Source organism: Actinomycetospora sp. C-140, from assembly GCF_054796175.1.
In genome coordinates this window covers 569,817-591,175 of the sequence record NZ_JBTWNF010000001.1, presented here as the reverse complement: position 1 = coordinate 591,175, position 21,359 = coordinate 569,817, and the positions used below count along the sequence as shown (strand labels likewise).

Genomic DNA, 21,359 nt, shown 5'->3' with positions numbered 1-21,359 from the left:
AGGGCCGCCCGGCGTCCTCGGACGCGGGGACCTCGTGGGGGTTCATCGATCACCTCAGGGCGGTGGTGCGGATTGGTGATCCCCACCGTGACCGCCCGGGGTGAAGCGTCGACGTGGCGCGGTTCGGAGTCGGGTAAGAAGCGCGGCTAGGCGGGCGACGGGGTGCCGTCGGGGCGTTCCGCGGGCAGCAGCCGGCCGGCGCCCACGGAGAAACCGACCGTCGTCCCGCCGCCGGGCGGGGTGGAGACGAACGCACCCCCGTCGTGCCCTTCGGCGACGTCACGCACGATCGCGAGGCCCAGCCCGGAGCCGGGGAGGCCACGGGCCGAGTCGGCCCGGTAGAAGCGGTCGAAGACCCGGGCCGCGTCCGCCGGGGCGATCCCCGGCCCCCGGTCGGTGACCGTCGTCGTGCCGGCGCGGACCCGGGCCAGGATGTCGCCGCTGCCTCCGGCATCGAACTTGACCGCGTTCTCGAGCAGGTTGCCGACCGCGCGTTCGAGCGCGCCGCGCCGACCGCGGACCCGGGAGCCGTCGTCGTCGACGGCCACGTCGCGCCCGCTGCGGCGCTGCACCCGCCCGGCGACCCGGCGCACGAGATCGCCGAGGGCGACGTCCTCCTCGGGCTCCTCGTTGCGACGCGAGAGGGCGAGCTCGACCAGCTCGTCGACGAGGTCGGACAGCTCGCGCGTCTCCCCTTGGACGTCGCTGAGCAGGCGATCGCGGGCGTCGGGTGAGAGCTCGTCGAGGCGGCGCAGGACGCTGGCGTTCGTGCGCAGGCTGGTCAGGGGAGTGCGCAGCTCGTGGGCGGCGTCCTGCACGAGGCGGTCCTGCGCGTCCCGGGCCGCGGCCAGGCGGGCGAGCATGGTGGTGAACGAGGTCGCGAGCCGCCCGACCTCGTCGCGGCCGGACACCGGCACCGCGACGTCGATCCGTCCGTGGTCGGCGATGTCCTCGGCGGTGGTGGCGAGTCGCACGAGCCGCCGGGTGATGCGCCGCGCGAGCAGCCAGCCGGCGCCGGCGGCGCCGACGGTGACCGCGAGGCTGATGAGCGCGATCTCGGTCGCCAGCCCGCCGAGGACGCGGCGGGACAGGTCGATGTCGATGCCGACCTGCACCGCGCCGCGGCCCTCGCCGAGCGCGGTGGTACGCACCCGGTAGGCGCCGCGGCCGAGGTCGGTCTCGGTGGTCGCCGTCTGGCCCGCGGCACCGGAGGAGGCGAGACGGCGCGTCGGGTCGTCGACGGGCAGCCGCACGCGGCGGCCCCCGAGGTAGGAGGCGGTGCCGTCGGGCGCGATCCGTTGGGCGGTCAGCGTCGGGCCTTCGCGGCGCGGGTCGGGCCCGCCGGGCTCGTCGCCGTCGAGGCCGTCGCTGTCGGTGGGCTGCGTGGGCGGGAGCGCGGAGAGGACCGCGGTCTGACCGTCGAGGAGCGCGGTGGTCGCCGAGGCCAGGGAGCGGTCGGTCTCGTCGCTGATGCGCTCGCCCGCGGAGTGGTAGCTCAGGACGCCGACGAGCCCAGCGACAACGGCGGCGACGAGGGCGAACGCCAGGGCGAGGCGCGTGCGCAGGCTCACGGCCGGCGCACCGCGTAGCCGACCCCCCGCACCGTGTGGATCAGCGGAGGAGCGCCCGCCGCCGCCAGCTTGCGGCGCAGGTAGCCGACGTAGACCGCGAGGTTCTTCGAGTCGGCGCCGAAGTCGTAGCCCCAGATCCGGTCGTAGACGGTGCCGTGGTCGAGGACGATGCCCTCGTTGCGGACCAGGAGCTCCAGCAGGTCGAACTCGGTCTTCGACAGCGTCAGCTCCTCGTCGCTCCACCACGCGCGCCGCGCCGCGGGGTCGACGGCGAGGTCCCCGACCGTCAGCCGGGAGCCGGCACCACCCTCCGCGGTCTCCTCGGGGGCGTATGCGGCGCGGCGCAGCAGGGCCCGCAACCGGGCCAGGAGCTCGTCGAGCTCGAAGGGCTTGGGCAGGTAGTCGTCGGCCCCGGCGTCGAGCCCGGCCACACGGTCCGGCGTCTCGATCCGCGCGGTCAGCATGAGCACCGGGGTCCGGTCGCCCTCCGCGCGCAGGAGCCGGCACACCGCGAGCCCGTCGACCCCGGGCATCATCACGTCCACCACGAGCGCATCGAAGGCGACGCGGCGGACGCAGGTCAACGCCTCCACGCCGTCGGCGACCGCGGCCACCTCGTAGCCCTCGAGCTCGAGGGCCCGGGCGAGGGACTCGCGGATGGCGCGATCGTCGTCGGCGACCAGGACGCGCGGCGGCACCCGTCCATCGTGCCGGACCACCGGGGCCGGATCGCCCGCCTTGTCGCCCCGCGGGGTCATCCGTCGTCGTCGGCATCACCGGTGCCGGCTGTGCCGGGAGCGGTGGGCGGTGCGGTGGCACCGGCGGGCGGCTGGGCCGCACCGCCGCCCTGGGGCACGGCGGCCGGGGCTCCCGGCTCGGCGGCGCCCCGATCGGAGATCGGCTGGGAGCTGAACTGCCCGGTCCAGGCCGCGCGGGCCCCGGACTCGCCGATGCGGTAGACGGCGAGCACCGATCCGCCCGCGACGACCACGGCGATCAGTCCGACGATGACGCCGACGACGAGACCTCCGGGCTCGCCCTGGTCCGAACGGTGGCGGGTGAGGCTGCTCGCTGCCCCGGGTCCGTCGTGCGGCCGGGTCAGCCGGTGGGCGGCGAGCCGGCGGCCGAGGACGACCAGGGCGAGGACGGCGAGCCCGACGGACCAGGGCAGCATGCCGTCGCCGAGCTCGGTGTGCTCGTGCACGAGCGGAGAGCTCGGCACCCGGTGTTCCAGCCACTCCCCGGCCTCGGTGGTCAGCGGCACCGACACCAGCGTCAGGACAGCGAGAGCCGCGGTGAGCCAGCTCAGGCGGGCGCGGGCGGCCGGCCAGACGGCGACGGCGACCAGCAGCAGTGCGGTCAGGGGGACGAGCACGACCACCGCGTGCACGAGCAGGACATGGGCGGGGAGGCCGTTGACGACGCTCATGAACGAGGTGCTCCCGGGATAGGGCGAGGCGGGGTCGGCTCGGGGACCCGATGACGCCGCCCTGCCTACCCGGTCCGCGCTGATCCTGCGTCCGTTCTTACCGAACTCCGAACCAGCGATCACGATGCGCGGACCGAGAGCCGGTCGCTGCCACGCCCGGAGCGGGCGCTCGCCCTGGGGGACCGGGAGCCACCGCCGGTGCCGCGGCACGGCGCTCGGCCCGCAGCAGCAGGACCATCGGCAGGATCAGCACCAGGACCCAGACGAGCTCCATCCAGCCGAAGATCCACAGCAGGAGGTAGAACGCGATCACTCCCGCGTACCCGACCTGCGTCGCGCGGCCGCCGCTGAGGGCGAGGACGCCGACACCTGCCTCGAACACCGCCAACAGCCCGATGAGCACGACGGTGTTCGGCACGACGACCGCCTGCCACGCGGTGGCCACCCACGGGAAGAACGACGGGTCGGCGAAGCCGGAGTAGGTCGCGCCGAGCACCAGATTGATCACGTGCAGGAGCGCGCCGCCGACGAGGAAGAGGACACCCACCGCGATCCTCCCGACGACGAGCGCCGCGCGGCTGCGGTGCGCGAGCGCGGCTGCCACGAGAGTCACGATCGCGCACGCGAGCCACAGGCCGATGAACACCGGACTGCTCTCCATCGCGGTCCCTCCCCGGATCGTCAGCCTGGTCCGTGGGATGGCACCGCGGTGGACCGGCGCGCACCAGGGCTCCGGGGCGCCGATCGCGCGTCGAAGGACCCGGGTCGACACCCCCGGAGGACCCTGCCCCGTACGCGGCGGCCCGCCGAGTGTCGCGTCCGTCCCGACACACGGAGGAGACGACGATGGTGGGCCTGACCGGTATCGACGCGCTCGGCTGCGCTGCCGGTGCCCGTGGGCTCGGCGGCCGGGGAGTCGTGATGGACGCCGACGCCTGGAACGCGCGCTGGGCCGAACGGGAGCGTCTCCGCAGCGAGACGCCGAACCGCTGGGTGCACGAGGTCCTCGCTCACCGGTCGCCGGGTCGCGCCCTCGACCTCGCGTGCGGCGACGGCCGCGACGCCGTGTGGCTCGCCCAGCGGGGCTGGGAGGTCACCGGCGTGGACTTCTCCGCGACAGCCCTCGAGCGCGCCGCCGACGAGGCGCGACGCCGAGCGGTGGTGGTGCGCTGGGTGCGGGCCGACGTCACCCGCTGGACGCCGCCCGGGCCGGTCGACCTCGTCCTGATCGCCTACCTGCACCTCCCGCCCGAGGAGCGTCGCCGCGTCCTGCACACGGCGGCGGCCTCTCTCGCTCCCGGCGGCACGCTGCTCGTCGTGGGACACGACAGCGCCAACCTCACGCGCGGTGCCGGGGGGCCGCAGGATCCGGCGGTCCTCTACACCGCGCAGGACCTCGTCGACGACCTCGCCGACGCCCACCTGGAGCTCGTCCGGGGCGTCGAGGTCCCGCGGCCGGTGCCCGGCGGGACCGAGCCCGATCCGATCGACGCGCTCGTCGAGCTGCGGCGGGCGCCCGACGAGGCCGCGGTACCAGCCGCGTCGACGACCGCGGCGGAGGCGCGGTCGTGAAGGTCCTGGTCGGGTACGCCACCGCTCACGGGTCGACCCGCGAGATCGCGGAGCACCTCGCCGCGCGCCTCGCGGCCCACGGCCTCGACGTGGCGGTGCGGGATCTCCCCCACGCCGGGTCGCTGGACGACGTCGACGCCTTCGTCATCGGCAGCGCCGTCCACGACCGCCACTGGTTGCGGGAGGCCGAGGCGTTCATGACCGAGCGGGCCCCCGAGCTGGCGGCGAAGCCGCTCTGGGCCTTCAGCGTCGGCATGCCGGACGCGCTGCGATTCCCGGTGAGCCTGCTGGGCGGATGGCAGGCGCCCGCGCTCGTCGCAGGGTTCGCGGGCTCGGTGTCGATCCGGGACCACCTCGCGCTCAGCGGCGTGGTCCGCGACGAGCACCTGTCGCTGCTCGGCCGGCTGCTGCTGCGCGTCGTCGCGCGCGGCGCGGGGGACTACCGCGACTGGGACCGCGTCGACCGGTGGGCCGACGGGATCGCCCGGGTGCTCAGGAGCCTGCCCGTCGCCCCGTCCCGGTGACGCACGGCCGGGCCACCCACCGCGCGACGAGCCCGGCGACGATCGCGCCCAGGAGGGCGCAGGCGAAACCGGCGGGGGTCGGGGTCGTGGTCCGCAGCAGGGTCATGAGCGGGGTGACGGTCACACCCGCGACCTGGGCGGCGACCGCGCCGACGACCGCCACGAGCAGCCAGTCCGGTCCGGGGGCCGGGCGGGTGCGCGAGCGCCGCGCCCGGATCCCGACGGCCACCCCCAGCTGGGCCAGGCCGAGCGCGAGGAACGCCGCACTGCGGGGGTCGGGATCCCCGGCCAGGAGCAGGGTGCCCAGGCTCAGCGCCGCGACCGTCGCGCCCACGGCCAGCACGGCGAGCCAGAGGCCGCCGGCCAGGACCGAGCTCCCCGGTCGCCGGGGCCTGCCGTTCACCGTCCCGGGCTCGGAGGGCTCGGTGCCGAACGCGACACCGGGCAGCCCGTGGGTCAACAGGTTGATCCAGAGGATCTGGCCGGGCAGCAGCGGCAGGGCGACACCGATCACCGGACCGGCCAGCATGACGAGCACCTCGGCCAGCCCGCCGGCCAGGGCGTAGCCGAGGAAGCGGCGCACGTTGGCGTGGATCCGCCTGCCTTCCTCGACCGCCGTCACCACCGTGGCGAGGTCGTCGTCGGCGAGCACCAGGTCCGCCGCCTGGCGCGCCACCTCGGTGCCGCGCCGTCCCATCGCCACCCCGATGTCCGCGCGCCGCAGGGCGGGTCCGTCGTTCACGCCGTCGCCGGTCATCGCCACGATCTCGCCGCGCGCCTGCCAGCCGGCGACCAGGTCGAGCTTGCGCTCGGGGCGGCAGCGCGCCACGACGTCCGCCCCGATCAGCGCTTCCTCGGTGGCGGTGTCGGCGGACGCGACCCGGAGCGGGCGATCGTCCTGCCCGGCGAGCCCGACCTGCGTGGCGACGGTGGCGGCGGTGCCGGGATGGTCGCCGGTCAGCACCACCGTGCGGATGCCCGCGCGGTGACAGCCGTCGAGGGCGCCCCGCGCCGCGGCGCGGGGGAGATCCCGCAGGGCGACCGCGCCGACGACCTCGAGACCGTCCTCGGCATCGTCCCCTCGGGGCGCCGCGTCGCGGTGGCCGACGGCCAGCACCAGCACGCGCAGCCCCCGACCGGCGGCGTCCTCGGCCCAGGCGCGGGCCCCGTCGGCGCGGACCGAGACCCCGGGCGCCGGGAGCAGTGCCTCGGGGGCGCCCTTCCCGACCACGAGGATCCCGCCCTCGCCGTCGTCGTGCCAGGTCGTCATCCGCCGCCGGACGGCGTCGAAGGGCAGCGCACCCCGGCGGGGGTGCCGCGACCGCATCCCGGTCACGTCGAGACCGCGCTCCGCCGCCCAGGCGACGAGAGCCGCCTCGACCGGGTCGGTGCCAGGCCCCGCGTCGTCGTCGTCCCCGACGGGCGCGTCGTTGCACAGCACCGCGGCACGCAGCAAGTCGCCCCCGTCGTCCTGATCGCCGCTCTCGGCGCTGTCACCGCTGTCACCGCTGTCACCGCTCCACGTCTCCGCGACGCGCAGCCGCCCTTCGGTCAGGGTGCCGGTCTTGTCGGTGGCGAGCAGGGTGACGGCGCCGAGGGTCTCGACCGCCGGCAGGCTCCGGGCGACCGCGTGCCGGGCGGCCATGCGGCGCGCCCCGAGCGCGAGCCCGAGCGTGACCACCACCGGCAGCGACTCGGGCACCGCCGCCACCGCGAGGCTCAGCGCCGCCACGAGCATGAGCAGCGGGGGCTCGCCCCGCAGCAGGCCCAGGACGAAGACCACGGCGCAGGCGACCGCCGTGGCGACCGCGAGCCGGCGCCCGAGGACGGCGAGCTGACGTTGCAGCGGGGTGCGCCGCGACCGCGTGCGGACCAGGCCCTCGGCGATGCGGCCCATCGCCGAGGACGGGCCGGTCGCGTCGACGACGACCTCGCCGCGGCCGCGGGTCACGACGCTGCCCGAGAGCACCGCGGTGCCGGGGCGGTGCGCCTCCACCGGCAACGACTCCCCGGTGACCGCGGCCTCGTCGAGCTGCAGCGACTCGCCCCACAGCACGGTGCCGTCGGCGGCCACGACGTCCCCGGCCGCGACGGCGAGGACGTCGCCGGGCACGACCTCGCGGGCCGGCACCGTGCGCACCCCCTCGAGGCGCCGGACGCGGGCGCGGGCCGCGCCGAGCCGGTCCAGGGCCTCGACGGAGCGGTCGGCGCGGATCTCCTGCACGACCCCGACGGTGGTGTTGCCGAGGACGACCAGCAGCACGACCGCGGTGTCGGCGTGGTCGCCGATGAGGGTGGTGACCACCGCGACGGCGAGCAGGACGAGCACCAGGGGGTCGGTGAGCTGGCCGGTGATCCGCGCCGCGACCGACCGGCGTGGGGAGCGCGGCAGCTCGTTGGGGCCCGACCGGATCAGGCGGAGGGTGGCCTCGGCCTCGGCGAGCCCCGCCGCACCGCGTGCCGTCCTCGTCACGACCCCGGACGGTGACCGGTCGGCGGGACGCGGGACCAGGGCCGGAGGTCACGGGACCACCGTGCCCCCGGGACGGACCTCGGTCCCTGGTGCCGGGGTGTCGCGGCCCGCAGCGTCGTCCGCGACCGGGCCGCGCTCGCCCGGTGGACCACCGGGAGGACACCGTGCACCCTGACGACCGATCGCTGCTCGCCCGGTGGATTCCCGTCGTGACCCTGGCCGAGCTCGCCGGGTTCGCGCTGCCCGCCGTCGTCGGGGTCCTGACCGCCCCGGCGCCGGCGTCCGACGCCGTGCCCGCGCTGGTCGGCGCCGGTGTGGTCGAGGGGATGCTGCTGGGCGCCGGACAGGCCCTCGTCCTGCGCCGCGTCCTGCCCCGTCTCTCGGCGCGGCGCTGGATCGGCGCCACCGCGAGCGGGGCCGCGCTGGCCTACCTGCTGGGTCTCCTGCCCTCGACCGTCTCCCCGGTCGCCGCCACCTGGCCGGCCGCGGTGCTCGTGCTGCTCGCCGTCCCGCTCGGTGTCCTGCTGCTCGCCTCGATCGGCGGGGCGCAGTGGCTCGAGCTGCGGCGCCACGTCGACCGGGCCGGGTGGTGGGTCGCGGTCACGGCGCTCGCCTGGCTGCTCGGGCTCGGCGTCTTCCTCGCCGTGGCGACGCCGCTGTGGCAGCCGGGGCAGACGGTGCTGGTGTCCGTCCTCGTCGGCCTCGCCGCCGGCGCCCTGATGGCGCTGGTGATGGCCACGGTCACCGGTCTCGGACTGGTCCGCCTGCTCGCCACCGCCCAGGCACCCGGGACCCCGGAGGTGCCCTTCGGCCCTGGTCCCGGGGTCCCGCGGGCACGACCGTCCGGGACGACGCCCATGCGGCGGGACGAGCGACAGGAGGAACGGACGTGAGCACCACGGAGACGACGACGCAGGCCGCCATGGCGACGACCGGGCAGGGTCACCGGCCGACGGTGGTGGTCGGCGTCGACGACTCGGGTGGGGCGCGGGCCGCGCTCGCCGACGCCATGCGGTCGGCCGCGCGCCGGGGCGCGCTGCTGCGGGTGGTCGCCGTCTACGAACCACCGGAATGGCGCCTCGGGCCGGCGTTCATGGTGCCGCTGCCGAGTCGCCGGGAGATCGAGGAGTCGCTGGTCGACCGCGCCCGGGCGATGGTCACCGACCTCGCCTACGAGCTCGGCGGCGAGGGGCTGCGGCGCCCCGAGATCGAGGTGGTCGCGATGCCCGGCGACGCCGCGGAGGTCCTCGTCGAGGCCGCGCGGGACGCCGACGAGCTGGTCGTCGGGCACCGCGGCCGTGGTGCGGTCGCGAGCGCGCTGATCGGGTCGGTCGGGTGGGGCTGTGTGCTCCACGCGCCCTGCCCGGTGCGGGTGGTGCCCGACGCGGCCCGGACCGGCTCACCGTCGGTCCCGTGATCGTGGGGACGTTCGACCCTGTCACCTCCTCCTGATCCCGACGAGGCTGGACGCCGTCGCACCCGCGGGACCGCAGAGAGGAGCGCACCGTGATCACGGTGTTCCTGGTGGATGATCATGAGGTGGTCCGGCAGGGCGTCGCGGCGCTGCTCGACGCGCAGGAGGATCTCGAGGTCGTCGGCGGTGCCGGGTCGGTCGCGACGGCGCTGGCGCGCATCCCGGCCCTGCGCCCGCGGGTCGCCGTGCTCGACGTGCGCCTGCCCGACGGCACGGGCATCGAGCTGTGCCGCGAGCTGCGGTCGCGGATGCCCGAGCTGAAGTGCCTCATGCTGACGTCCTTCACCGACGAGCAGGCGATGTTCGACGCGGTGCTCGCCGGTGCCGCCGGCTACGTCATCAAGGACGTGCGCGGCAACGACATCGTCAACGCCGTCCGCGAGGTCGGGTCGGGTGGCACCCTGCTCGACGGCCGGGCCGCCAGCGCTCTCATGCAGCGGTTGCGCACCCGCAGCGAGACCCCGGACCCGTTGGCCGAGCTCACCGCGAAGGAGCGCGAGGTGCTCGACTACATCGGTGAGGGGCTGACCAACCGGGAGATCGGCCAGCGGATGTTCCTCGCCGAGAAGACGGTGAAGAACTACGTCTCCGCGCTGCTCGCGAAGCTCGGGATGCAGCGCCGTGTGCAGGCGGCCGTCCTCGCGAACAAGGTGCGGTCCGAGGAGGGTCGCTGACGGTGCCCGGCGCCGGGAGCGTCGTCGTCGGGATCGACGGGTCGGCGGGATCGGACGCCGCCCTGGAGTTCGCGCTCGACGAGGCCGCGCTGCGGGGGCTGACCGTGACGGCCGTGGCCGCCTGGACGATGCCCGACCCCTGGAACACGCCCGAGGGCCGGGTGCCCTCGGTCGCCGAGATGCAGCGCGCCGCGCTGCGGTCCGGCCGCGAGCAGGTGGCGCGCGTGACCGGGCCGCGCGCGGAGCGGGGCGCCCCGGCGGTGGAGGTCTCGGTGGAGGCGGTGTCCGGCCCGGCCGCGGCCGTGCTCGAGCGCTACGCCCACGACGCCGCCATGCTCGTCGTCGGCCACCGCGGCCGCGGTCCCCTCGCGAGCCGGTTCATCGGCTCGGTGGGCCTGAGCGCGGTGATCCACGCACCCTGCACGGTGGTCGTCGTCCGGCCGGCCTGACCGTCCTTCGCTGTCACGGCGGCGCTGTCACGGCCCCGACAGCGCCGCGAGCACCCTCAGCTCCGAGGAGATCGTGCCCGCGAGCACGTCCAGGTCCTCCACCGACTCGTCGGCGGTCAGGCCGAACACCAGCGCGTCGCGGTAGGTCATGATCGAGACCCCGAGCTGCGCGGAACTGGCGATCGGCACGTAGGGGATGATCTCCAGGAGCTCACGGCCGAGCCCGTAGAGCGTCTCCCGCGGCCCCGGGACGTCGGTGGCCACCGTGACCACCGCCCGCTGGGTGGCCCGCGACGCCCACCGGACCCCCTGGGCGACGAGCGGGTAGGGCTCGTAGCGCGTCATCCCGGTCAGCAGCACACCGGCCTCCGCCTCGCGCGCGTCCTTGCACCCCCGCAGCTCGGCGACGGTGGCGGCCAGCCGTTCCACGGGGTCGTCGAGCTCGACGGGGAGGTGCGGCAGCAGGAGCGAGACCTGGTTGTTCGTCGACGCGTCCCCCGCGGTCCGCGTCGACACCGGCACCAGGGTGCGGACCATGTCCCGGGCGGGCTCCTCGCCCCGCGCGAGGAGCAGGGCGCGGAACCCCGCGGTGACCGCCGCCAGGACCACGTCGTTGAAGGTCCCGCCGAGGTGGCGGCGGACGGTCCGGACGTCGCCGACCCGGCCGCGGGCGAGGGCGAACCGGCGCCCGCGGTGGCGGGGCCCGGTCAACGACGACGGACGGGTCGGCCACAGCGCGCTCAGCAGCGCGCCGCCGCCCCGGGCGAGGGCGCCCAGGTGGTCCCGCCCGACGCGCGGGTGGGTGAGCAGGGTGCCGGCCGCCTGCGCGGCCGCCAGGGGCAGACCCAGCAGGGTGCGGGTGGCCCCCAGCGCGAGCTCCGCGGAGGAGGGCTCGGGCGCCGGTGCGGGCGGGTCGGCGGCCGGCGGGCGCGGTACGGGGGCGACGTCCAGGATGACGCCGTAGAGGTCGGTCCCCGAGATCCCGTCGACCATGCAGTGATGGATCTGGGAGATCAACGCCCAGCGGCCCTCGGCGAGCCCCTCGACCACCCAGTAGCGCCACAGCGGCCGGTCGCGGTCCAGACGGGTGGCCATCACCCGGGCCAGCAGGGCCGCCAGCTCGGCGTCGCCGCCGGGAGCGGGCAGCGCGACCCGGACCACGTGGTCGCGCGCGACGAACCGCGGGTCGTCGACCCAGACGGGGGCGCCCAGGTCGAGCGGCACCCGCCGCACCTTCTGGCGGTAGCGGTGCACGAGGGGGATCCGTCCCGCGAGATGCGCGGCGAACTCCTCGGTGCCCGGGACCGGCCCGGCGAAGACCGCGACGGAGGCGATCGCCATCGACACACCTCGGGCTCGGCGTCCTCGAGCTCCAGGAAGGCCGCGTCGAGCGGGCTCATCGCCTCGGCGTTCACAGGGCCCGCTTGAGGATCTTGCCGCTGGCGCTGATCGGCAGCTCGTCACGGAACTCGACGGACCGCGGGTACTTGTAGGCCGCCATCCGCTCCCGGGCGTAGGCGATCAGTTCCGCCTCGTCGACCTCCGCCCCGGGACGGAGCGCGACGACCGCGTGCACCTCCTGGCCGAGCCGCCGGTCCGGGATCCCGATCACGGCGGCCTCGCGGACGGCGGGATGGGTGCCGAGGACGTCCTCGACCTCGCCGGGGTGCACGTTGTAGCCACCGCGGATGATCAGCTCCGAGGTCCGGCCGACGACGAAGACGAAGCCGTCCTCGTCGACGTACCCCCGATCGCCGGTGTGGAGCCACCCGTCCACCAGCGCCGCCGCGGTCGCCTCCGGGTTGCCGCGGTAGCCGCGCATGACGTTGACGCCGCGCACCACCAGCTCCCCGACGTGGTCGGGGCCGTGGGGCATCGGGCGCCCGTCGGGGTCGCGCACCTGCAGGTCCACGCCGTAGATGGGCTTGCCCGCGCTGTAGGCCCGCCGCTCCTCCGCGCTGATGTTGAAGGTGGTCGTCGAGGCGGTCTCCGAGAGCCCGTAGCCCTCGAGCACGACGACGCCGAACGCGCGCTCGACCGCGTCGAGCACGTCGGCGGCCAGGTGGGCGCCCCCGGAGATCGCCACGCGGAGCGGGGTGAGGTCGCGCTTCGTGCGGTCCGGGTGCTCCAGCAGGGCGACGTACATGGTGGGAACGCCCTCGAACACGGTGACCTGGTCGCGTTCCATCACCTCGAGCACGCGGCCCGCCTCGAACCGGGGCACCAGCGACATCGTCGCCCCGAAGCGCGTGCAGAGGTCGAGCTGGCTCGACAGGGCGAAGATGTGGAACAGCGGCAGCGTCACCAGCACGACGTCGTCCTCGCGGATGCCGAACAGGCGGCCCGGGGTGTCGGCGTTCATGAACAGCTGGAAGTGGGTGAGCTCCGCGCCCTTCGGGTGCCCGGTCGTCCCGGCGGTGTAGACGACGGCGGCGACGTCGCCGGGGTCGCGCGGGACGAGCACGCCGTCGGGGTCGGTCGGCGGGTGGGCGAGCAACTGGTCGAACGGCACGCCGGGGCCTCCCTCGCCGTCGCTCGAGCTCTGCGGCGCGGCGCCTCCCTCCCCGAGCACGAACACCTGCCCCACCCCGGCCCCGGCGGCCGCCGCGGCCGCCGCCGTCGCGCATCCCGCCCAGGTCAGCAGGGCGCGCGCCCCCGAGTCGGCGAGCACATCCGCGATCTCGCGCTCCTTGAACAGCACGTTCACCGGCACCGCGACCAGCCCGGCCTTGAGGATCCCGAACCAGGCGATCGGGAACTCCGGGACGTTGGGGAGCTGGAGCGCCACGGCGTCACCGGGCCGCAGCCCGTGGCGGGACAGCCCCTCGGCCATCCGGTCGGCGGCCGCGTCGAGCTCGCTCCAGCTCAGACGCTGCTCGTCGGCGATGACGGCCGTGCGGTGCGGGTGGCGCCGCGCCGACTCGCGCAGCATGACGGCCAGGTTCAGGCTCATCGTGTCCTCCTCGGGACGTCGGGGTTCGGGGCGTGTCCGCTCCGGCACGGGGGCCGCGGGCCGCCGACGACGGCGGTGAGCTCCTCGTCGAGGGCCCGGACGAGGACGCGGGCGTCGCCGACGCGGCCGAGGTCGGTGCCGAAGCCGATCCGGACGCCGCCGGCGTAGCTGACGATGCAGGCGGTGAGCACCTGGTCGGCGCTGCAGGGCGCCCAACCGACCATGCCGGTGACCTCCGCCCCGGCCAGCGCCATCCGGGTGCGGGGTCCGGGCACGTTCGTCACCACTCCGATCGCCTTGTTGGCCAGGTGGTCGCTGACGAGCGTGGCGACCGGGTCCCACGCCCGGCCGAGCAGCTGCTGGAGCCCGTGGGTGAGCGCCGGCTCCCAGCTGTGGCGGATCCGCTCGACCCGGGCGTGGACCTCCGCCAGCCGGGCCCGGAACGGGCCCCGCAACGGCAGGACGACGAGCACGAGGGCGAAGTGGTTGCCCAGCCGCTCCGGCGGGCCGGCCTCGAGCGGGTCGAGGTTCACCGGCACCATCCAGGCCAGGTCGGACGGCGTGGGGCCGCTCAGCTCGGCCTCGTGGGCGCGGGCGACCGCGCCGCCCAGCAGGGCCAGGCACGCGTCGTTGACCGACGCGCCGTCGGCGTGGGCGAGGTCCGCGAGCAGGTCGAGGGGGATCTCCCGGCTCCAGGCGGCGGTCTTCGTCTCGCGGGGCGGTCCGGTCCAGACCGTGGGCGGGTTCGCCCACCCGAGCATCTCGACGGTGTCGACCGCGGTGTTGAGCGCGGCCGCCGTGAGCCGTACTCCGGCGCCCAGCGCCCGCCAGGGCCGGCGCAGCATCGCGCGCAGGTCGCCCACGAGATCGTCGGTCCCGTGGGTCGCGACCGGTCGGGCGTCGTCGACCGCCCCGTCGAGCGGGTCGAGCAGTCCGAGCGCCAACCGCGTCAACCGCACGCCGTCGGCCAGGGCGTGATGAGCGCGGACGACGATCGCGCTGCCGCCGTCGTGGTCCTGGAGGAGGTGGACCGTCCAGGGCGGGCGCGTCAGGTCGATCGGTGTGCTGCGCAACAGTCCGACCCGCCGCTGCAGGACGGACTCCGGCCGCCCCGGCGGCAGGGGCTCCACGACCAGGTGGCGGTCGAGGTCGAAGTCGGGATCCTCCGCCCAGGACGAGGGCGTCGTGCCGTGGCCGGACACCGGTCGGCAGCGGAACACGGGATGCGGGTCGACGACCCGCTCGGTGAGCAGCCGTCGCAGGGCGGCGGGCTCGACCGGCGTGGCCGTCCACATCACCGAGACGATGCCGAGCACGTTCGAGGGCCGGTCGAGCCGGAGCCACAGGCCGTCCTCCGACGCCATCGGCATCGTCATCGGGGTCGCGTGGGCCATCTCCGCACCGTGCGGGCCGCCGCGACACCGGGACAGGTCCCAACGGCCCGGACCGCCTACCCCGGGTGGCCCGGCGTCTGGTTACGATCCGCACGCGGGGGGCCACGGTGCGGAGGTGGTCCATGACGGCGCTGCGCGAGGATCCGGGTCACGACGAACGCCCCGCGTCCTGGCGGCCCGGTCTCGAGCTCGCGTTCCGCGCGCCCGGCCCGACCGAGACGCCGCCGTCGTGGCCCTTGTTCGCGACCGACCTCGGGCGCGCGCTCGGGGCGTCCGGGATCACCGCGCTCGGGCGATCGGTGCTCCGGGCCGCGCCGACGGGCGACGGGCACCCCGTCCTCGTCCTCCCCGGGCTCGGCGCCGGCGACGCCTCGACCCGCACCCTGCGCCGCGTCCTGCGCCACCGCGGCTACCGCGCGCACGGCTGGCACCTCGGCCGCAACCTCGGGCCGACGCGCGACGTCGTGGAGGGGGTGCCGGCCCGGCTCGCGGAGCTGCACGCGCGGTACGGCCGCCGGGTCAGTGTGGTCGGCTGGAGCCTCGGCGGCATCTACGCCCGCGACGTGGCGCGCCGGGCGCCGGGATGGACCCGCTGCGTCGTGACCCTGGGCAGCCCGGTGCGACTGACGCACCCGGCCCAGACCCGCGCGATGGGTTTCTACCGGGCGGTGTCGGGCCGGCACGTGGCGGCCCACGACATGCCGCCGCCGGAGGTCGACCTGCCCCCGCTGCCGGTGCCGTGCACCTCGATCCTCTCGTCGTGGGACGGGATCGTGTCCTGGCGCGCCTGCGTCGAGCCGCGCGGCGAGCGGGCGGAGTCGATCGCGGTCGTGGGCAGCCACTGCGGTCTCGGCGCGCACCCGGCGGTGCTCTGGGCCCTCGCCGACCGGCTCGCCCTGCCCGAGGGCCGGTGGCGTCCCTTCACCCCGCCACCGGCGCTGCGCTGGCTGTACCCCCCGATGCCCTGACCGCCGGGCTCAGCCGCCGACGGGCGCGCCGTTCACGGCCGCCCCGACCACCGGTGGGGCGGCGGGCGCGGCCTCCCGGGCCACGAACGACCCGAGATCGCGGACGCTGTCGAGGAACTGCGCCGGGAAGACGATCGTGGAGTTCCGCTCGATGGCGATCTCCGAGAGCACCTGCAGGTTGCGCAGCTGCAGCGAGATCGGGTGGGCGGCGATGACGTCCGCCGCCTCCGCGAGCTTGCCGGCGCTGAGCGCCTCGCCCTCGGCGGCGATCACCTTCCCGCGCTTCTCGCGCTCGGCCTCGGCCTCACGGGCCATCGCCCGCTGCATCGCCTGGGGCAGCTCGATGTCCTTGAGCTCCACCAGCTCGACGAGCACCCCCCAGCGCTCGGTGATGCGGTCGAGGATCTCCTTGATGGACTCGTTGAGGGTCTCGGTGTTCGACAGCACGTCGTCGAGGCTGGAGCGGCCGACCACGTTGCGCACCGTCGTCTGGGCGATCTGGCCGATGGCGGTCTGGACGCTCTCGATGGCGATGATGCACGCGACCGGGTCGACGCGGCGGAAGTAGGCGACGGCGGCGACGTTGATCGACACGTTGTCGCGGGTGATCACCTGTTGCGAGGCGATCGGCATCGTCACGGTCCGCAGGGACACCTTCTTCATCCGGTCGACGAACGGGATGATGAAGCGCAGGCCCGGCTCGCGTGTCGAGTGCAGGCGGCCGAAACGGAACACGACGCCGCGCTCGTAGTGCCGCACGACCGCGATACCCAAGAAGCTCATCTGGCACCTCCACCGGGGCCCGGGACCGGGCCCGCCGCCCCCAGTGGGACAGCGGGCGCCGCTCCCGGCCAGGGGCCGCACGTCCTCGCGGCCGGGCCGTAGGGCCCGGAACCGGGTGTCCATCGCTCCTGGAAGCCGCCGGCGGGTCGGCGCGAACCTCGGGGCGCACGAGCGTCCGGACGCGCACCCGAGGAGCGACCCATGATCTTCGACGATCGCGAGGACGCCGGACGGCAGCTCGCCGGGCGCCTCGCTCACCTGGTTGCCCGGGACGTCGTGGTCCTCGGCCTGCCCCACGGGGGCGTCCCCGTCGCCGCGGTCGTCGCCCGCGCCCTCGCGGCGCCGCTCGACGTCATCGTCACCCGCCGTCTGGGGGTGGCCTTCCAGCCCGGGGTGACGATGGGCGCGATCGGGGAGGAGGGCGCTCTGGTGCTCGACGAGGACGTCCTGCGCACGACCGCGTCCGGTGAGGCGGAGCTCGCCGACATCGAACGCCGGGAACGCGGCCGGCTCGCCGAGGACGTCCGGCGCTACCGGGCCGTCCGGCCGCCCGAGCCCCTGGCCGGACGTGTCGCTGTGATCGTCGACGACGGGGCCGTCAGTGGCAGCACCGCCCGGGTGGCCTGCCGGATCGCCCGTGCCCGGGGTGCCTCGCGGGTCGTGCTCGCGACGCCGGTCTGCTCCGGGGACGCCCTGGCCGCGCTGCGGGCGGTGGCCGACGAGGTCGTGGTGCTCACGACGTTGCGTCGCTTCCACGCCGTCGGCGAGGTCTACACCTCCTTCCCCGTGGTCGGAGTCGAGGAGATCGCCGAGCTGCTGCGCCGGGGCGGGCCCGTGCCGAGCACCCGGCCGCTCGACGGCGAGCCGACGGCCGCCGTGGAGGTCGACACGGACCGGGTGCGTCTGCCGGGCTACCTCACCGTGCCCGTCGGTGCCCAGGGGCTCGTCGTGTCCGCCCACGCGAGCGGGAGCAGTCGTTTCGACCCGCGTCATCGCGAGACGGCGCGCTACCTGCGCGAGTCCGGCCTCGCGACGCTCGTGATCGATCTCCTCACCACCGAGGAGGAGATCGCGCGCGAGCACGTCTTCGACGTCGACCTGCTCGCCGCGCGCCTCGGTGCCGTGGTGGCCGACGCGCACGCGCGCCCCGTCTGCCGCGGGCTCCCGGTCGCCCTGCTCGCGGAGAGCACCGCCGGGGCCGCCGCCCTCGTCACCGCGGCCCGCCGCGACGACGTCGCGGCGGTGGTCTGCTGTGAGGGCCGGCCCGACCTCGTCACCGCCTGGCTCGCGCACGTCACGGTGCCCGTCCTGCTCGTCGTCGGCGACCGGACCCCCGTGCTCGCCGAGCTGAACCGCCGGGCCCGCGAGGAGCTCCCGGACGACAGTCGGCTGCGGGTGGTGATGGGCTCGGGGCGGGCCGACGGGGAGCGCGTCCGGGAGGGCGCGCCGACCCGGGCCGCGGAGCTGGCCCGTGACTGGTTCGCCCGGTACCTGACCGCGGCCGCCGAGGCGGTGGCGGTGACGCCCGGGGGTCCCGATGCCGTTCACTGATCGCGTCGACGCCGGACGGCGGCTCGCCGCGGCGCTCGAGCACCTGCGCGACGAGGACGTCGTGGTCCTAGCGCTGCCGCGGGGCGGGTTCCCGGTGGCCGCCGAGGTGGCCCGCTCGCTCGGTGCCCCGCTCGACGTCATCCTCGTGCGCAAGCTCGGGGTGCCCCTCCAGCCCGAGCTCGCGCTCGGCGCCGTGGGCGAGGGCGGCGTGCTCGTGCGGAACGACGTCGTGATCGACCGCGCGCTGGTCGGGGAGCCCGAGCTCGCGGAGATCGAGCGCCGGGCCCGGGCCGAGCTCGAGCGGCGCGCCCGCCGCCTCCGGCCGGACCGGGAGCGGTGCTCCGTCGCGGGCCGGACAGCGCTCCTGGTGGACGACGGTGTCGCGACCGGCGCGACGGCGCGCGCGGCGTGCCGGGTGGCGCGCGCCCAGGGTGCCGCGCGGGTCGTGCTCGCGGTCCCGGTGTGCCCGGCCGCCGTGGCGGCACGGGTGCGCCGCGAGGTGGACGAGCTGGTGTGCCTCGAGACACCCGACGAGCTCTTCGCGGTGGGCGGGTACTACCGGGACTTCCGTCAGATCCCCGACGAGGAGGCGGCCGAGCTGCTGCGGCGCACGGTCCCCGACGACGCCGGCCCCTGACCGGCTCAGCGGGGCTCGTCCCCGACGCCGTGCTCGCTCCTCGCTGCCGTCGCGGCGTCGATCGCGGCGTCGATCGCGGCGCGGACGCCCCCGGTGTCGCCCGCCCGGACACGCAGCGCCGCCGCCATCGCGCTGATGAGCTCCGTGACCGCCGTGCGGAGTACCGGGTCCTCGCGCAGGCGCGGGTCGGCGCGCTCCACGGCGCGACGGAGATCGTCGGTGAACATCGTGAACATGGCCGTGATGGCGGCGTGGCCGCGGGGGGTGAGCTCGACGAGGAGCCGGCGCCGGTCGCGGGGATGCGGCCCCCGCTCGACGTACCCGGCCTGTTCGAGCCGGTCGACCAGGGACGTCCCCGCCGCCGGCGAGACCCCGGCGCGTGCGGCGAGGACCGACGGCGAGTGCGGCCCGTCGTGCAGGAGGTGGCCCAGCACGGCGGCCTCGGTGGTGCTCAGGCCGGCGCCGGCCGCCATGGTCCGGCGGTAGCTGTCCGAGGCGACGATCAGCTCGCGGACGCGGCGGCCGAGCTCGTGCATGGGGTGGTCTCTCGACGAGGGCGCGGGCTCCCGCACGCTAGGCCGGCCCTCCGGGATGTCGCCACGGGCACGAGCCCTCGCCGTCCCGGGACCAAGGTCCCTGGTGCCGTCGCTGCCGGGGAACGCACACTGCGGCCACGACGGACGAGATCGTCCGACGGCCGGATGATCCCGTCGTCGAACTGCTCGGCGAAGATGCGGCGGGTGGCGACTGTGCGCGCCCTGGTCGTGTCCCTAGCGTCGGTGGTGCCCCGATTGATCCGCGCGGTCCTTCCCGATCGACGGGGACAGGCCGCCGGTGGTCGCCATGCCCCCCCAGACCGCCGGCGGCTCCCACTCTCTCGACGACGGGACCGTCGGATGTTCCTGGAGATGCACGGCATCGGTTGCGCCCACTGCGGCCGGGCCGCGTGGGCATGGGTCCACGACCGCCTCTGGCCCTGCGCGTGCCCCGCCCCCGAGCTGGGTCGATCCGCCGCGGACGGGAACGCGGAACGCACCGCGGGACACCCCTCGACGCCGGTCGCGGTGGCGGCGCCGAGGGTGCGGGCGTGATCGGGCCGCAGCGACGGCCGGGCCTGCCGACCCCGCCGCTGTGCGAGCGCTGCTGGTTCCCGGTGCGCCCGGAGCAGCCGGCCCGGCGGCTGGTGATCCGGGGCCTGGACGGCGCCGTCGTCGCCGGATTCGAGCACGCCGGTGACGTCTGCACGCCGCAGCACCCGGGGGCGTCGGACGACGGCGTCTGACGCGGGTCAGGAACGGAGACGCCCCATCTCCTGCTGGATGCGCTCCTCGGTCACGGGATCGGGCCGGTAGACGTCCCAGGCGTTGGCGGCCAGCCCGATGCCCCACCCGAGGATCGGGAAGATCGGCCAGAACAGGGGTGCTCCGGTGACCGCCCAGATCACGACGAGCACGGTGTTCACCAGCACGTAGACGAGCACGTGGGTGCGGAAGTCGGCCCGCTTCTTGAGCCGGCTGATCGCCCGCTGCCGCAGCTCCTCCTCGGTCGGCGGTGACGCGGCCGGAGCGGGCTCGGAGATGCGCTGATCGTCGGTGGTCATGGCGGACCCTCCTCTCGGATCGTCCGGGCACGGTAGGCCCCTGATGAGCGGTGGGGGAGGGCCGCGCGGTCCGGGTCATGGACCCCGTCCGGCGCGGCGGGGAAGGACCATCGGCCCTCACCTCCCGGCGACCACGCCGCGACGATCCTCTCCCATGACGGTGCAACACGCCGTGGTGCCGCGGGAGGCGGCGCCGGCGGCCGCGGACACCCCGAGCCCGGTCGATCGGGGGCAGCACGGCCTCGACCGGGTCGGCGATGTCCTCGTCCGGGGGATGCGCCGGGGAGCGGACGTCGTCGGGGGCGTCCGCTCCCGTCTGCCGCGGCCGGTGCCGATCTACCTCGGTCTCGGCGCCCTCGCTGTGACCGGGGTGCTCAGCTGGCCGGTCGCCGTGGCGGCCGGGTGCGGCTACGCCGCCTTCCGCCACTGGGAGCCCCGGCCCAGCGGGATGCCGCGACCGTGACCCACCGAGGACCGGAGGAGGAGCCGTGCTCGAGAGGATGACCGACGTCCCGCCGGAGATCGACGGTGTCCGTGCCGGGGGTGTGCTGACCCGCGGTGAGTACGACACGGTCGTGCTGCCGATCCTGCAGGACGCCGAGCGGGCGGACCGGCGGCTCCGCGTCCTGTGCCAGATCGACGACGACTACACCGGTCTGACACCGCCCGCGCTGTGGGAGGACCTCCGGCTGGGGGTGCGCGCCGTCGGGCGCTTCGCCGCGTGCGCGGTCGTCTCCGATCTGGCCTGGCTCCGCACGGCGTGCCGCATCGCCGCCTACGCCGTGCCGTATCCGCTGCGGGTGTTCGGGACCGACGAGCGCGAGGACGCCGTCGCGTGGCTGCTGGCGTTCCAGGAGGGGCCGCGGATCCAGACGCGGACCTACGCCGGCACCGGCGTCGTCGTGGTCGAGATCGACCGTGCCCTCCGGACCGCGGACGTCGACGCCCTCGCGGCCGCTGTCGACGACGAGCTCCGGACAGCCTCCGAACTGCGAGGTCTCGTCCTGCACGCGCCCGGGATCCCCGGCTGGGAGAACCTGCCCGCCCTGTGGCGCCATCTCGGGCTCGTGGCGGGCCACCAGCGCCGGGTCCGCCGGCTCGCCCTCGCCGTCGACGGCGCGGTGCCCATCGTCGGGGCGAGCGTCGCCGACGCCGCGCTGCACCCGACCGTGCGCCACTTCGCCTTCGCGGACCTGGACGCCGCGATCGCCTGGGCCGCCGCCGAGGACGAGCCCGGGCAGCACGCACCGGATGAGGCGGTGCCGGCGGGCACGACCGGCTGACCGCCGCCGGTGACGACGAGGAGA

23 protein-coding genes are annotated in these 21,359 nt (G+C 75.8%); 12 read left to right on the top strand and 11 right to left on the bottom strand.

Features of this window, described 5'->3' with window-relative positions:
• Nucleotides 1-146: 146 nt before the first annotated feature.
• The 4 genes from ACR9E3_RS02945 to ACR9E3_RS02930 all read right to left on the bottom strand — a co-directional run bounded on the left by ACR9E3_RS02945 (nt 147) and on the right by ACR9E3_RS02930 (nt 3,661).
• Nucleotides 147-1,571, bottom strand: coding sequence for a sensor histidine kinase (locus ACR9E3_RS02945; protein ID WP_460378324.1), 1,425 nt, complete (start codon nt 1,569-1,571; stop codon nt 147-149).
• Nucleotides 1,568-2,329, bottom strand: a complete 762-nt coding sequence (locus ACR9E3_RS02940) for a response regulator transcription factor (protein WP_460378323.1) — start codon at nt 2,327-2,329, stop codon at nt 1,568-1,570. The genes ACR9E3_RS02945 and ACR9E3_RS02940 overlap by 4 nt, the downstream gene beginning before the upstream one ends.
• On the bottom strand, nt 2,326-3,000 hold the full coding sequence (locus tag ACR9E3_RS02935; RefSeq protein ID WP_460378321.1) for a DUF2231 domain-containing protein: 675 nt from the start codon (nt 2,998-3,000) through the stop codon (nt 2,326-2,328). Before ACR9E3_RS02935 ends, ACR9E3_RS02940 begins: the two co-directional genes overlap by 4 nt.
• 97 nt (nt 3,001-3,097) lie before the next feature.
• Nucleotides 3,098-3,661 (bottom strand): hypothetical protein, encoded by a 564-nt coding sequence (locus ACR9E3_RS02930; protein ID WP_460378319.1) that lies wholly within the window; start codon nt 3,659-3,661, stop codon nt 3,098-3,100.
• A 185-nt stretch (nt 3,662-3,846) separates the two neighbouring features.
• Here ACR9E3_RS02930 and ACR9E3_RS02925 point away from each other — a divergent pair, with 185 nt between their 5' ends.
• Together ACR9E3_RS02925 and ACR9E3_RS02920 are read left to right on the top strand one after the other, a co-directional pair.
• On the top strand, nt 3,847-4,572 hold the full coding sequence (locus ACR9E3_RS02925; RefSeq protein WP_460378318.1) for a class I SAM-dependent methyltransferase: 726 nt from the start codon (nt 3,847-3,849) through the stop codon (nt 4,570-4,572).
• On the top strand, nt 4,569-5,096 hold the full coding sequence (locus tag ACR9E3_RS02920; RefSeq protein WP_460378316.1) for a flavodoxin domain-containing protein: 528 nt from the start codon (nt 4,569-4,571) through the stop codon (nt 5,094-5,096). Before ACR9E3_RS02925 ends, ACR9E3_RS02920 begins: the two co-directional genes overlap by 4 nt.
• Here the strand turns inward: ACR9E3_RS02920 and ACR9E3_RS02915 are convergent.
• Complete coding sequence (locus ACR9E3_RS02915) at nt 5,065-7,569, bottom strand: cation-translocating P-type ATPase (protein WP_460378315.1); 2,505 nt, start codon at nt 7,567-7,569, stop codon at nt 5,065-5,067. The genes ACR9E3_RS02920 and ACR9E3_RS02915 overlap by 32 nt on opposite strands.
• A gap of 164 nt (nt 7,570-7,733) precedes the next feature.
• Between ACR9E3_RS02915 and ACR9E3_RS02910 the strand changes: the two genes are divergently transcribed.
• From ACR9E3_RS02910 to ACR9E3_RS02895, 4 genes are all read left to right on the top strand, one after another.
• Nucleotides 7,734-8,462, top strand: coding sequence for a hypothetical protein (locus tag ACR9E3_RS02910; protein WP_460378314.1), 729 nt, complete (start codon nt 7,734-7,736; stop codon nt 8,460-8,462).
• Nucleotides 8,459-8,986 carry a universal stress protein gene (locus tag ACR9E3_RS02905; protein ID WP_460378312.1) on the top strand — a complete coding sequence of 176 codons (528 nt, stop codon included), beginning with the start codon at nt 8,459-8,461 and terminating at the stop codon, nt 8,984-8,986. The genes ACR9E3_RS02910 and ACR9E3_RS02905 overlap by 4 nt, the downstream gene beginning before the upstream one ends.
• 89 nt (nt 8,987-9,075) lie before the next feature.
• Nucleotides 9,076-9,717, top strand: a complete 642-nt coding sequence (locus ACR9E3_RS02900; RefSeq protein ID WP_460378311.1) for a response regulator transcription factor — start codon at nt 9,076-9,078, stop codon at nt 9,715-9,717.
• 2 nt (nt 9,718-9,719) lie between these two features.
• Complete coding sequence (locus ACR9E3_RS02895; RefSeq protein ID WP_460378309.1) at nt 9,720-10,166, top strand: universal stress protein; 447 nt, start codon at nt 9,720-9,722, stop codon at nt 10,164-10,166.
• Nucleotides 10,167-10,193: 27 nt separating this feature from the next.
• Here the strand turns inward: ACR9E3_RS02895 and ACR9E3_RS02890 are convergent, their stop codons facing one another.
• The 3 genes from ACR9E3_RS02890 to ACR9E3_RS02880 all read right to left on the bottom strand — a co-directional run bounded on the left by ACR9E3_RS02890 (nt 10,194) and on the right by ACR9E3_RS02880 (nt 14,513).
• Nucleotides 10,194-11,507 (bottom strand): wax ester/triacylglycerol synthase family O-acyltransferase, encoded by a 1,314-nt coding sequence (locus ACR9E3_RS02890; RefSeq protein ID WP_460378307.1) that lies wholly within the window; start codon nt 11,505-11,507, stop codon nt 10,194-10,196.
• 70 nt (nt 11,508-11,577) lie between these two features.
• On the bottom strand, nt 11,578-13,119 hold the full coding sequence (locus ACR9E3_RS02885; protein ID WP_460378305.1) for a long-chain-fatty-acid--CoA ligase: 1,542 nt from the start codon (nt 13,117-13,119) through the stop codon (nt 11,578-11,580).
• The gene (locus ACR9E3_RS02880; protein WP_460378304.1) at nt 13,116-14,513 is read right to left on the bottom strand and encodes a WS/DGAT domain-containing protein; all 1,398 of its coding nucleotides are present in this window, start codon (nt 14,511-14,513) and stop codon (nt 13,116-13,118) included. The genes ACR9E3_RS02885 and ACR9E3_RS02880 overlap by 4 nt, the downstream gene beginning before the upstream one ends.
• Before the next feature lie 122 nt (nt 14,514-14,635).
• Between ACR9E3_RS02880 and ACR9E3_RS02875 the strand changes: the two genes are divergently transcribed.
• Nucleotides 14,636-15,481 (top strand): esterase/lipase family protein, encoded by an 846-nt coding sequence (locus ACR9E3_RS02875; RefSeq protein ID WP_460378302.1) that lies wholly within the window; start codon nt 14,636-14,638, stop codon nt 15,479-15,481.
• 9 nt (nt 15,482-15,490) lie between these two features.
• On the opposite strand, the gene ACR9E3_RS02870 is transcribed toward ACR9E3_RS02875, so the two are convergent.
• Nucleotides 15,491-16,264, bottom strand: coding sequence for a slipin family protein (locus ACR9E3_RS02870; RefSeq protein ID WP_460378301.1), 774 nt, complete (start codon nt 16,262-16,264; stop codon nt 15,491-15,493).
• 201 nt (nt 16,265-16,465) lie between these two features.
• On the opposite strand from ACR9E3_RS02870, the gene ACR9E3_RS02865 reads away from it, so the two are divergent.
• Nucleotides 16,466-17,815, top strand: a complete 1,350-nt coding sequence (locus ACR9E3_RS02865; protein WP_460378299.1) for a phosphoribosyltransferase family protein — start codon at nt 16,466-16,468, stop codon at nt 17,813-17,815.
• On the top strand, nt 17,802-18,452 hold the full coding sequence (locus ACR9E3_RS02860; protein WP_460378298.1) for a phosphoribosyltransferase: 651 nt from the start codon (nt 17,802-17,804) through the stop codon (nt 18,450-18,452). The genes ACR9E3_RS02865 and ACR9E3_RS02860 overlap by 14 nt, the downstream gene beginning before the upstream one ends.
• 5 nt (nt 18,453-18,457) lie before the next feature.
• Here the strand turns inward: ACR9E3_RS02860 and ACR9E3_RS02855 are convergent, their stop codons facing one another.
• A complete protein-coding gene (locus ACR9E3_RS02855) occupies nt 18,458-18,988 on the bottom strand; it encodes a MarR family winged helix-turn-helix transcriptional regulator (protein WP_460378296.1) in 531 nt (176 codons plus the stop codon).
• 551 nt (nt 18,989-19,539) lie between these two features.
• On the opposite strand from ACR9E3_RS02855, the gene ACR9E3_RS02850 reads away from it, so the two are divergent.
• Nucleotides 19,540-19,734: a hypothetical protein gene (locus ACR9E3_RS02850; protein WP_460378294.1), complete on the top strand. Its 195-nt coding sequence runs from the start codon at nt 19,540-19,542 to the stop codon at nt 19,732-19,734.
• Nucleotides 19,735-19,740: 6 nt separating this feature from the next.
• Here the strand turns inward: ACR9E3_RS02850 and ACR9E3_RS02845 are convergent, their stop codons facing one another.
• Nucleotides 19,741-20,052, bottom strand: coding sequence for a 2TM domain-containing protein (locus ACR9E3_RS02845; RefSeq protein ID WP_460378292.1), 312 nt, complete (start codon nt 20,050-20,052; stop codon nt 19,741-19,743).
• Between the two features lie 154 nt (nt 20,053-20,206).
• Between ACR9E3_RS02845 and ACR9E3_RS02840 the strand changes: the two genes are divergently transcribed.
• Together ACR9E3_RS02840 and ACR9E3_RS02835 are read left to right on the top strand one after the other, a co-directional pair.
• The gene (locus tag ACR9E3_RS02840) at nt 20,207-20,515 is read left to right on the top strand and encodes a hypothetical protein (RefSeq protein ID WP_460378290.1); all 309 of its coding nucleotides are present in this window, start codon (nt 20,207-20,209) and stop codon (nt 20,513-20,515) included.
• A gap of 25 nt (nt 20,516-20,540) precedes the next feature.
• A complete protein-coding gene (locus ACR9E3_RS02835; protein WP_460378288.1) occupies nt 20,541-21,335 on the top strand; it encodes a SpoIIAA family protein in 795 nt (264 codons plus the stop codon).
• Nucleotides 21,336-21,359 lie beyond the last annotated feature (24 nt).